At 72.0% G+C, this 10,865-nt stretch carries 8 protein-coding genes; 1 reads left to right on the top strand and 7 read right to left on the bottom strand.

Translation table 11 applies throughout. The annotated features are described in order from the left end of the window. Positions 1-115: 115 nt before the first annotated feature. The 6 genes from FCL41_RS07635 to FCL41_RS07610 all read right to left on the bottom strand — a co-directional run bounded on the left by FCL41_RS07635 (position 116) and on the right by FCL41_RS07610 (position 9,586). A complete protein-coding gene (locus FCL41_RS07635; RefSeq protein ID WP_137065482.1) occupies positions 116-1,000 on the bottom strand; it encodes a matrixin family metalloprotease in 885 nt (294 codons plus the stop codon). After that, a complete protein-coding gene (locus tag FCL41_RS07630; protein ID WP_137065481.1) occupies positions 997-4,506 on the bottom strand; it encodes a proline dehydrogenase family protein in 3,510 nt (1,169 codons plus the stop codon). Before FCL41_RS07630 ends, FCL41_RS07635 begins: the two co-directional genes overlap by 4 nt. A gap of 64 nt (positions 4,507-4,570) precedes the next feature. Continuing rightward, positions 4,571-7,459, bottom strand: a complete 2,889-nt coding sequence (locus FCL41_RS07625) for an AAA family ATPase (RefSeq protein ID WP_137065480.1) — start codon at positions 7,457-7,459, stop codon at positions 4,571-4,573. After that, complete coding sequence (locus FCL41_RS07620) at positions 7,456-8,616, bottom strand: exonuclease SbcCD subunit D (RefSeq protein ID WP_137065479.1); 1,161 nt, start codon at positions 8,614-8,616, stop codon at positions 7,456-7,458. Before FCL41_RS07620 ends, FCL41_RS07625 begins: the two co-directional genes overlap by 4 nt. Before the next feature lie 104 nt (positions 8,617-8,720). Beyond that, the gene (locus FCL41_RS07615; protein ID WP_137065478.1) at positions 8,721-9,365 is read right to left on the bottom strand and encodes a trimeric intracellular cation channel family protein; all 645 of its coding nucleotides are present in this window, start codon (positions 9,363-9,365) and stop codon (positions 8,721-8,723) included. 29 nt (positions 9,366-9,394) lie between these two features. Further along, entirely contained in the window at positions 9,395-9,586 is a 192-nt protein-coding gene (locus FCL41_RS07610) for a CsbD family protein (protein WP_137065477.1), read from the bottom strand. A gap of 100 nt (positions 9,587-9,686) precedes the next feature. Here FCL41_RS07610 and FCL41_RS17015 point away from each other — a divergent pair, with 100 nt between their 5' ends. Further along, the gene (locus FCL41_RS17015) at positions 9,687-9,863 is read left to right on the top strand and encodes a hypothetical protein (RefSeq protein ID WP_170970220.1); all 177 of its coding nucleotides are present in this window, start codon (positions 9,687-9,689) and stop codon (positions 9,861-9,863) included. A gap of 19 nt (positions 9,864-9,882) precedes the next feature. Here the strand turns inward: FCL41_RS17015 and FCL41_RS07605 are convergent, their stop codons facing one another. Next, a complete protein-coding gene (locus FCL41_RS07605; protein ID WP_137065476.1) occupies positions 9,883-10,842 on the bottom strand; it encodes a TIGR03557 family F420-dependent LLM class oxidoreductase in 960 nt (319 codons plus the stop codon). Positions 10,843-10,865: the final 23 nt, after the last annotated feature.

Below are 10,865 nucleotides of genomic sequence, written 5' to 3'. Positions count from 1 at the left end.
TAGGGGCGGGGGTGGCATTCCGGGAAGGGGTCCGGCTGACTGCGAGGCGAACTCCCGCCACCCGTCCCCCGGGGGGGTGCGCGCCCGCGTCAGAGAAGGCCGCCTCGTCGAGGGCTCAGCCGCGCCGCTGCCCGTAGACGGACTGGATGCCCGTCACGTCGTCCGGCGCGAGCTCACGGCGTGGCCCGCTGTAGTAGGCGTACATGACCGCGTCCGGGTCCTCGGAGTGCGCCAGGCCCAGGCCGTGGCCGAGCTCGTGCAGCGCGACGCTCGGCAGGTCGGTCCCCGACGGCGGTGTGTCGACGCTCCACGCCTCGGCCTCGTCGAAGTGGCAGTCTCCCGCCAGCTGGCCCTCGTTGGGTGGCGGGTAGTAGCAGTGTGCAAGCACCCCGCCGGACCCGTCGAAGGCGTTCCCAGCCCCGTCGCCGTGGTCACCCGCGAAGAACCCGATCTCCATGTCGGCCACCGTCGCGGCGATCGCCGACTCGGAGAAGCTCAACGGGGTGACGGCCGCCCACCGGTCGAAGGCGCCGCGGATCGCCGCCCGCACGTCGGCCTGCAGCAGGTCGGGGGTGAAGCTGACGTGTCGATAGGTGACGACGGGGCCGGGCCAGCGGTTGCCCTGCGCCACGAAGGGCTCCAACCCCTGGCTCGTCACGACGTCCGGGAAGCCACATCGCGGCCTCGCCATCAGCTCGATGGTGGCCTCGTCCACCTCGCCCGACTCGTCGAGGCGGTAGGCGCGTTGGAAGAGGCGTACGGCCTCCTCCATCGGCTCGTCGAAGTGGTCGTCCGTCCGTGGTGCGGTGTTGACCGCGGGACGCCAGTGGACGTACTGCGCGGCCAGGTCGGGGTTGGGCAGGTAGCCGAATCGACGCAGGTACTCCTGTGCCGCGCGGACCGCGCTGCCGGAGTCGCCCGCCCGTGAGGTGTGCGTGGGGGCGAGCGCCGCGCGACGCGGCACGGGTACGCCGCCGGCCTCGGGCGTCCGGTCGCTCATCGTGCACTCCGAGCGTCGGCGACCCACGACAGTGAGCGCACCCACCCCGCGGGTGTCCCGTAGCGGTGGGCAGTGACGCTGACGGACTGCTCCCGCACGAACGGCAGCAGCTCCACCTCCCCCGCCTCCACCACCGGCTGCTGGAAGAACGTCACCTCGGGGTGCGCGGCCGCCACCCGGGCCAGGCTCTCCCGGTCCGTGCCGACCACGCGGACCTGGTCCGCCCCGCCCGCCAGCGACCTCGACCATGAGCCGTCGTCCTCGACGACCGCGTGGCCGCCGACGCGCAGGAGGGCGGAGTGCACCTGCTCGCCAGCGGCGGGATCGACCGAGACCTGTGGCGTCCCGGCGACGGCGGTGAGTGCCGCTGCGTACGCCCGTAGCGCCTGCACCACCGTGGTCGCCGGCCCGAACCGCAGCGAGGTGGGCGCCGGGAGGTGGCGCAGGACGTTGCTCTCCGCCCGCAGCTCCGAGGGGTCCACCGGGGTCGAGAGCACCCGCCAGGCCGCCACGTCACTGGCCACGGCCCTGCCTAGCCACGCCACCTCGTCGGCGTCCGCCCCCGTGGCGGCAGCCGCGCGGACGACGTGGGCCCGGTGCTCGGGGACCGGGCCGCCGTGTGGTGACGGCGCGTCACGCCAGTCGACGAGACCGTGCAACCGGTGTGGGCCTCCCGCCTTCCAGCCGGGGCCGACCGACGACCGCTTCCACCCCCCGAAGGGCTGGCGCCGTACGACGGCACCCGTGGTCCCGCGGTTGACGTAGAGGTTGCCCGCCTCGACGTGGGGGGCCCAGTGCTCCACCTCGTCGGGGTCGAGGGAGTGCAGACCAGCGGTGAGTCCGTAGTCGGTGGCGTTCTGCAGCGCGAGCGCCTCGTCCAGGTCGGCGGCCACCATCACCCCGAGGACGGGCCCGAAGAACTCCGTCAGGTGTGTGGTCGAGCCCGGCGCCACCCCGGCCTTGACGCCCGGGGTCCAGGTCAGCCCCTCGGCATCCAGGCGCTGCGGTTCCACCCACCACTGCTCGCCCGGCTCCAGCCGGGTCAGGGCGGCGAGGAGCGCGCCCTCGGCCGGGCGGATCAAGGGGCCCATCTGGGACGCCGGGTCGAGGGCACTGCCGACGCGCAACGAGCGGACCGCGTCGACCAGCTGGCGTCGGAACCGCGCACTGCGGGCCGTCGACCCCACCAGGATGACGAGGGAGGTCGCGGAGCACTTCTGCCCCGCGTGGCCGAAGGCGGCGGCGACCACGTCCCGTACGGCGAGGTCGACGTCGGCGCTCGGCGTCACCACGACGGCGTTCTTTCCGCTCGTCTCCGCAAGGAGCGGCAGGTCGCTGCGCCACGACCTGAAGAGCTGCGCCGTCTCCCACGCGCCGGTCAGCAACACCCGGTCGACCTCCTCCCCGGCGACCAGGGCCTGTCCGGCTCCCTCCTCGTCCACGTCGACGCAGCGCAGCACCTCGCGCGGCACGCCGGCCGACCACGCGATCTCGGCCAGCAACGACCCACACCGCATGGCTTCCGGCGCCGGCTTGAGCACCACGCCACTGCCCGTCGCCAGGGCCGACAGGGTCTCTCCAGCGGGGATGGCGACCGGGAAGTTCCAGGGTGGGGTCACCACCGTCAGCCCCACCGGTACCGGACACGCCCCGGCCACCGTCTCCAGCGCCTCGGCTCGCCCGGCGTAGTAGCGCGCGAAGTCGACGGTCTCCGACACCTCCGGGTCGCCCTGCTCGAGCGTCTTGCCGCACTCCTGTGCCATCACCCCGAGCAGTTCGCCGCGCCGGCGCTCCACCTCGTCGCCCACCCGATGCAGGACCGCGGCCCGGCCCGTGGCACCGAGGCCGGCCCATTCTCGGGCGGCACGGCGCACGTCCGCCGACACCGCCTGCACCTCACCCGCGTCGGCGAGCCGTTCCGGCCCCGCACACTCGACGGCGCGGCCGAGCAGCGCGGCGCCCCACCGCCGGTTCGGCTCGACCGCCGCGTCCGTGTCCGGGGCGTTCGCGAACGCCAGACGGCCCGAGCCCGCCGACGCTGCCGTGTCCCCCTGCCCCTCCTGGCGCCGGACCTGGACGCGTCGGGTGGCCACTCCCGGGGTGTCCGCGTCGGCCGCGGCCCGGCGGAAGCGGGCCTCCTCGTGGGCGAAGGCGTCCTCGTCCTCCCGCAGCCGCGGAGCGCGGGAGAGGTAGTTGTCGGGGCTCGCGCCCTCGTCCAGGCGCCGCACGAGGTAGGAGACGGCGACGTCGAACTCGTCGGGGTGCACCAGCGGGACGTAGAGCAGGAGGCGCCCGGTGCTCGCCCGCACGACTTCGGCCTCGCCCGGCGCCATGCCCCGCAGCATCTCGATCGTCATGGCCTGCTCCACGTCGCGGCTGCGAGCCAGCAGCCAGGCGTAGGCGACGTCGAAGAGGTTGTGGCTGGCCACACCCACCCCCAGCGACGGGGTCGAGGCGGGATCGAGGCTCTGGTGCAGGAGGCGCTTGTACTGGGCGTCGGTCTGGCTCTTCTCCGCCCACGGCGCGGGCGCCCAGCCGTGCAGCTCAGCCTCCACACGCTCCATGAGCAGGTTGGCGCCCTTGACCAGTCGGACGCGGACGGGCGCACCTCCCCTCGCCACCCGGTCCTGGGCCCAGTCCTGCAACCGGGTCAGCGCCGCCGTGGAGTCAGGGAGGTAGGCCTGGAGCACGATGCCTGCCGTGACCTGATGGTGCTGCGGCTGGTCGAGCAGGTGCATGAACACGTCGAGCGTCAGGTCGAGGTCGCGGAACTCCTCCATGTCGAGCATCAGCGTCGTGGGCGCCTCGCCCTGCGACGCCTCACGCACCAGCGTGTCGAGGAGGCGGACCGTCTCGGCCACGGCGTCGTCGTGGCCCCACTGGCTGTGGGGCCCGACGACGGAGGAGACCTTGAGGGACGCGTGCGAGACCTCGGGACGGGAGAGAAGGCGACGTACGCCGTCGAGGCGCCGCCCCGCCTCCGCGCGGCCGAGCACCGCCTCCCCGAGCAGGTTGAGGTTGAGCTCCACCCCTCCCCCTTGGTGGGTGGCAAGGAAGCGGCCCAGGGCCGGGTCGCGGGCGTCGACCACGAGGTGGCGGACCAGGTGGCGCAGCGCCCGTCTGGCAGCAGGCACGACCACCTGGGGAAGCGCCGGACCCACGGCGCCGCCAAGTCGCACGGCCGCGCGGAGATGGGCCGGCAGCGCCTCAGGAGCCTCCGCCGCGATGCGGTGCAGCTCCTTGGCCGCCACGGCGGGATCCTCCGGGCGCACCACCCCGTCGACGAACCCGAGCGCGAACCCCAGACCGCCGGGTGCTCGAAGCAGACGCGCCAGGTGCGCGGCGCCGGCCACCTCGCGCCCGGTCCCGGCACCGGCCAACCAGCGTCGTGCCTGGTCGACGGCTGCGTCCACGAGCCCGTCGTCCGCCGGGCTGCGCGGGGCACGAGAGTCCGGGCTGGGCAGATCAGAGCTGGGCAGATCGGAGCTGGGCAGATCGGTCGTCATCGTGGAACTCCATCGTCGACAGGTCACGAGTCTGCGGGGGTGTCGGCGGACGTGCAACCGCCTCTCAGGCCAGCGCGCGGATCGTGCTCCACCCTCCCGGGGCGTGCTCCACGTGCAGCTGCGCCGGGATCCGTTCCCTCATCACCTCCACGTGGCTGATCACCCCGACGGTCCGGCCGTGCTCGCGCAACGAGTCGAGCGTGTGCATGGCCAGGTCGAGGGTCTCCCCGTCGAGCGACCCGAACCCTTCGTCGATGAAGAGGGTGTCGAGGCTGACCCCTCCGGCTCGGTTGGTGACCACCTCCGACAAGCCCAGTGCCAGGGAGAGCGAGGCCAGGAACTTCTCGCCGCCCGACAGTGACTCCGGCGTACGCGGTTCCTGGGTATGGTGGTCCAGCACCCTGACACCGAGCCCGGAGTTGTTGCCGCGGGTGGCGACCCGGTCGTCGAGCAGCAGGGCGTAGCGGCCGTCGGACATCACCTGGAGCCTGCGGTTCGCCGCCAGCACGATCTGTTCCAGCTCCACCGCCAGGACGTAGCTCTCGAGTCGCAGCCGACGGGTGTTGGGCTGCTCCCCGTGGACGGAGGCGGCAAGACGGCGCAGGACCTCGAACTCGCGCCGCTCGGCTGCCCCGCGCGACCACGCGGTCCGCACCCGCCGGACGAGGTCAGCAGTGGTCTCGTGGCGCTGTGCCGCCACTCCGGCAGCCGCTGCGGCAGCGTCGTGGTCGGCCGCAGCCTCCCTCACGCGAGCCTCGAGGGGAGCTGGGTCGACGAGGACGTCCGGCAGCGCGGCCAGGGCTTCGTCGGCCAGCCCGGTCGTCGTCACGGTCCAGGCTTCGTCGTGGCGGCGCACGCGCCGAACGAGCCGTTCGATCTCCTCGGCGGGACGAGCCGCAGCCAGGCACTCCTGCTCGTCGGTGAAGCCGTGCTGCTCCACCGCCTCGCCGAGGTGCTCGGTGGCGGCCAGGTGGTCGGCGTACGCCCGCGCCTCGTCGTGGCGCGACGCCGTCACCGCGTCCAGCGCCGTGAGATGTGCCCGAAGGCCATCGAGGCGATCAGCCACGGAGTCAGAACCGGAGCGCGCGGACTCGACCCGCTGGACGAGGTCGTCGATCGTCTCGCCCAGCGCCTGCACGCGCACGACCAGGCCTGCGGCGGCTTCGGCGCACTGCTGGCGTCGCTCGGACAGGTTCGTCACTGCATCGGCGGCATCACGACGCTCGCGCTCGTCGCGCTCCGCCTGACGCAGGACGCCGGTGGCTTCCTCGACTCGATCCGACAGGACCTCGACCGTGCGGGCGCCTGCGTAGGCCTCCTCGGTCGCCCGAGCAGCCGCGCGGGCGGCCTTCGCCCCCTCGTAGGCCTGCTGTGCCTCGTCGAAGGCGCGCTCCGCCTGCTCGACGTCCTCGTCCTGCACCGGCGCGCCCGACCGCGGAGCGGGTGAGGGGTGCTCCACGCCTCCGCACACCGGGCACGCCTCACCCTCCACCAAGGTCTCGGCCAGCCGCCCGGCGTACTGATGGAAGCTCAACCGACGAAGCTCGTCCAGGGCCGCTGAGGCTCGGGTCCGCGACTCGCCGGCCTCGATCAGCCGCTGCTCGGCCAGAGCACTGGCCTCCGTGGCCGTGGCGTGGCGACGAGCACGGGTGAGCTCGTCGACGAGCTCGTGCACCGCGGCGCTGGCCTTCTCGACGCTGGTCGTGACCTCACGCTCGAGCACCTGACGCAGCGCGCCCAGCTCGGTGTCGATCGCCTCGACCTCCGCCCGCCGTCCGACCAGCTCACGCTCGGCCTCGGCCACCTGCGACCGCGTGGCGGCCAGACGCGCCTCCGCCTCGAGGGCACGGCGGGCCGCGTCGACCTCCCCGACCAATGCATCCCTCACCCCCGGCAGGTCGTCGGGGACGGTGGCCCCACAGAGCTCCTCGTAGCTGGCTTCGGCCTTGGTCAGCTCCACCCGTGCCTCGCGCAGACGCGTGGCGTGACGCGCGCGCGCCTCCAGGGCAGGGCGCACGTTCTGGGCCGCAACGGCCCGGTCACACACCTCGCGCAAACGTGCGACCGACTCCCGCTCCTCCTCCAGCTGCTCGAGGGTGCGCCGGAGCGAGTCCCGACGCTCCTGGAGCGTCAGCACGGCGCGCAGCCGCTCCCACTCGGTGCGGACCTCCTCCATCTGCCGCCGGGCTGCGACGCGGGTGGCCTCGGCCTCGGCCGCCTCCGCGGCGGTCATGTCGTGGAGGCCGGCCAGCCACTCCTCGTCCGGCTCAGCAGGGGCGTCGACCCGCAGGTGGAGGGCGAGTGCCTCCACGAGCGTGGCGTTCGCCGAGGCGGCACGCTCCATCTCGGCCCGGCGACGCGACACACGCTCCTGCAGGAGGTGGTCGAGGGTCTCGAACCGCTTGGTGTCGAAGAGCGCGCCCAGGAGCGCCTTGCGTTCAGCACTGTCGGCTACCAGGAAACGAGCGAACTCACCCTGGGCGAGCAGGACGACCTGCAGGAACTGCTGGCAGGAGAGCGGCAGGATCTCGTCCAACGCCTGGGCCACGGGGCGTACGCCCGCCTCCAGTGCGATCCACTCGCCGCCGTCCAGGCGCCACAGGTGCGCCGTCGGCCGCTCGGTCGTGGTGCCCTCACCGCGGCTGCGGGGACGTTCGTACTCCGGGGAGCGACGGACGCGGTAGCGGCAGTCGTCGGTGCTGAACTCCAGCTGGACCCACGTGGCGTCGTCGGCCGAGCAGTGGTGGCTGCGGAGCTGGGTCGCGGCACCGGAACGGTAGCGCGGGGCGCTGTTGTAGAGGGCGTAGACGACACCGTCCAGGATGCTCGACTTGCCGGCGCCGGTCCTGCCCTGGATGAGGAAGATCCCGTCGTCGGCAAAGGCGTCGAAGTCCACCCGCTGCGGCACCAGGAAGGGGCCGAACCCGGCCATCTCGATGCTGTGGATCCTCATCGCGTGGCCTCCTGGGCACGGATCTCGCCGAGCACCTCGTGCACGAGGTCGCGTTCGGAGTCACTGGGTGCCTCACCCTGACGCACGTGGGTGAGGAACTCGGCGACGACCTCCTCGTCACTGAGCCGGGAGAACCGTTCGCGGTCGAGACGCGCCGGCACCTCGCGGATCACCGAGGGAGCGAACTCGAGGATGGCGCAGCCCGGGAACCGTTTCTGCAGGCGACGCATCGGGTCGACGGGCCGATCGAGGTCGGTGAGTCGGGCCCGCACCCAGGCGCCTTCGTGCTGCGCGTGCGCGGGGTCCGAGAGGAGCTCCTCCAAGGTGCCCTCCAGGGTGACCAGCGCGCGCGGGACGGGAAGCTCCATCCACTCGGCCCCCACCATCCCTTCCGGGCCGAGCTCGACCAGCCACGCGCCGCGGGGCTTGTCCTGCTCGGAGAAGGAGAGGTGCAGCGGAGCACCTGAGTACCTGACGGCGGGGGCCAGGGTGCTGCGGCCATGGATGTGGCCGAGCGCCACGTAGGTGAAGCCGTCGAAGCTCGGCACCGGCACGCGGTCGACCCCTCCGGAAGTGATCCCGCGCTCGGACTCGCACGACTCACCGTCGGCGCCGGAGACGAAGGTGTGGGCGACCACGACCGTACGCCGGGCAGCTCGCTCCGCGACGTCGTCACGGATCTGCTCCAGCGCGGCGCCCATGACGTCGGCCTGCGTACGCAGCTTGCGCTCGGGCCAGAGGTGGCGCACCAGCGTGGGCTCCAGGAACGGAATCCCGTAGACGTGTACGGGCCCGTGCTCGTCCTCGATGACCACCGGGTCTGCGAGACGCTCAGGGCGAGTCAGGACGTGGACGCCCACCTCGGCGGTGAAGACGGAACGCGACCCCAGCCGTGCGGGCGAGTCGTGGTTGCCACTGGTCACCACGACGGTGGCACCCGTGCGGCTCAGCGCGACGAGGATGCGGTCGAGCTCCTGCACGGAGTGGGCGGACGGCATGGAGGAGTCGAAGACGTCGCCCGCGACCACCACCACGTCGACGTCGTGCGCCTCGACAGCGGCCACCAGCGCGTCGAGCACCTCCGCGAGCGCCTGGGCGGTCGAGTGCTGGTGGAACGTGCGGCCGACGTGCCAGTCGGACGTGTGCAGGATCTTCACGCCACCAAGGCTAAGGACGCCCTCCGACACTTTGGGGGACGGTCCTCGCGCGCCGCACGAGCGACCGGGGAGACCGGGGCTCCGGCCGGCGAGAGGGAGGTACCTCAGCGTCGACGTGCGGCTCGACGTACGGAGCGCGGCAACGGCGCATGGAGGTTGTAGCGAACGCCGAGCATCCGCACGACGAAGCAGACGATCGCACCGGTCAACGCTGCTGGAAGCGCCGCAACCCCCAGCGTGACGCCCCCGGCGAGAATCAGGGCTCCCAGCATCGCGGGCACGGCGTACAACCCGCTGGAGAGAACCGACGGAACTTCCCGGACCAGCACGTCACGCAGGGTGCCGCCGCCCACGGCAGTGATGGTTCCCAGGATGGTGGCCTGGGCGACCCCCATCCCGAAGTCGAGGCCCTTGAGGGCACCCGTGACAGCGAACAGGCTCAGCCCCGCGGCGTCCAGGACGAGGATCGGCCGTGCCAGGTGTTCGAGACCTCCGGCGAAGAGTGAGGCGGCCACCCCGCCTGCCGCGGCGACCGTCAGGTAGCGCCAGTCCACGAACGTGGCGGGGGGCACGGCGCCCAACAAGATGTCGCGCACCATGCCCCCGCCCAGCGCCGTGAACATCGCCAGCGTGACCACTCCGACCACGTCGATCCGCGTCACCTTCAGCGCCACCAGCGCCCCGTTGAGGGCGAAGGCGAACACGCCGGTCAGGTCGAGCGCGAGGAACAACGGCGTCGTGGTGTCCACGCGACGTGTCTAGCACGGCCTGGACCTGGTCACCCCAGGTCGTCGATCTTCTTCTCGACCTTGTCCTTGACGTCGGTGACCTTGTCCTTCACCTTCGCCTTGTTCTGGTCGGTCTTGCCCTCGGCGCGCAGGGAGTCGTTGTCCGTGGCGGCGCCCGTCGCCTCCTTGCCCCGACCGACGGTTTCCTCGACCTTGTGCTTGGCCTTGTCATCCAGTCCCATGGAAGGACCTCCTCAGTAGTGGGTGAGTCCTCCGTCTACCCCCTCATCGGGGGTTCAACCCTGAGGCATGGAACGGCTCGGGACGGGGTAGAGCCTCCCCATGACTACGACACTGCTCACGTTCATGATCCCCGTCGTCGTGCTGGCCCTGCTCTTCTTCGTCGTGTGGCGCATCGACGCCAGTCGCTCCGAGCGCCAGGAACACGACCCGGAGCGCAAGAACGTCGATCCCGACGCCACCCGAGGCAGCCGACGCCGCCGACGGGGCGACCACTGACCCCCGCCGGGGCGCGGGCTCATCCTTGGGAACGCAACCGCGGGAGCACGTGTTCGCCGTAGGCGCTGATCATCTCGCGCCAGTGCGGTCCCATGTTGGCCACGTAGACCTGCTCGAAGCCCGCGTCGACGCATTCCTTGAGCTTGGCGACGTGAGCGTCCACGTCCGCACCGCAGGTGACCGAGGAGGCGGTCTGCTCCTTGGTCACCAGCGCGGCTCCCTGTTCGAAGTGTCGGGGCGAGGGCAGGACCTGGGCGAGCTCACCGGGCAGGCCGCTGGTTCCCCACAGGCGGTGGGCGTGGTCGGCACCCTCGTCCTCGGTGGGCGCCCAGGCCACCTTCGTCCCGATCATCGCCGGCTTGCCACCTGACTTCTCCCGGAACCGCTGCAACAGCTCCTCGTCCGGGGTCGTGGTGACGTAGCCGTCTCCGATTCGTGCCGCCAGGTCCGTGGCCTTGGGACCGAAGCCGGACACCCAGATCTCCGGCGGCTCGTCCGGAAGCGTGTAGATCCGCGCGGTGTCGGTGGTGTAGTGACGCCCCCGGTGCGTGACGAAGTCGCCCTTCCAGAGCTCACGGATCAGCTCGACAGCCTCCTCCAGCATCTCCAGGCGTACGTCGGCGGAAGGCCACGCGTCGCCGAGGATGTGCTCGTTGAGCGCCTCCCCGCTACCGACACCGAGGATGAACTTGCCCCTCAGCATCGCGGCAGACGTGGCAGCTGCCTGCGCGATGATCGCCGGGTGGATGCGCACGGTGGGGCACGTGACTGCCGTCGTCACCGGAAGGTCGGTGGCGTGCGACAGAGCTCCGATGACCGACCAGACGAAGGGGCTCTCCCCCTGCTCGTCGTTCCACGGGTGGAAGTGGTCGCTGATCCACAAGGCCTCGAAACCGGCCTCCTCGGCCGCCACCGCCTGCTCCACCAGCTCCTGGGGGCCGTACTCCTCGCAGCTCAGGAAGTAGCCGAAACGCGTCACATCGTCCTCCTTGGTCGGGGTCT

Source organism: Nocardioides jishulii, assembly GCF_006007965.1.
Lineage (GTDB): Bacteria > Actinomycetota > Actinomycetes > Propionibacteriales > Nocardioidaceae > Nocardioides > Nocardioides jishulii.
The sequence above is the reverse complement of the archived record's forward strand: the minus strand, read 5'-3'. Positions and strand labels throughout refer to the sequence as shown.

Coding starts and splice junctions, on each gene's coding strand:
- FCL41_RS07635 (WP_137065482.1), bottom strand. CDS start 1,000: ATGAGCGACCGGACGCCCGAGGCCGGCGGCGTACCCGTGCCGCGTCGC.
- FCL41_RS07630 (WP_137065481.1), bottom strand. CDS start 4,506: ATGACGACCGATCTGCCCAGCTCCGATCTGCCCAGCTCTGATCTGCCC.
- FCL41_RS07625 (WP_137065480.1), bottom strand. CDS start 7,459: ATGAGGATCCACAGCATCGAGATGGCCGGGTTCGGCCCCTTCCTGGTG.
- FCL41_RS07610 (WP_137065477.1), bottom strand. CDS start 9,586: ATGGGACTGGATGACAAGGCCAAGCACAAGGTCGAGGAAACCGTCGGT.
- FCL41_RS17015 (WP_170970220.1), top strand. CDS start 9,687: ATGACTACGACACTGCTCACGTTCATGATCCCCGTCGTCGTGCTGGCC.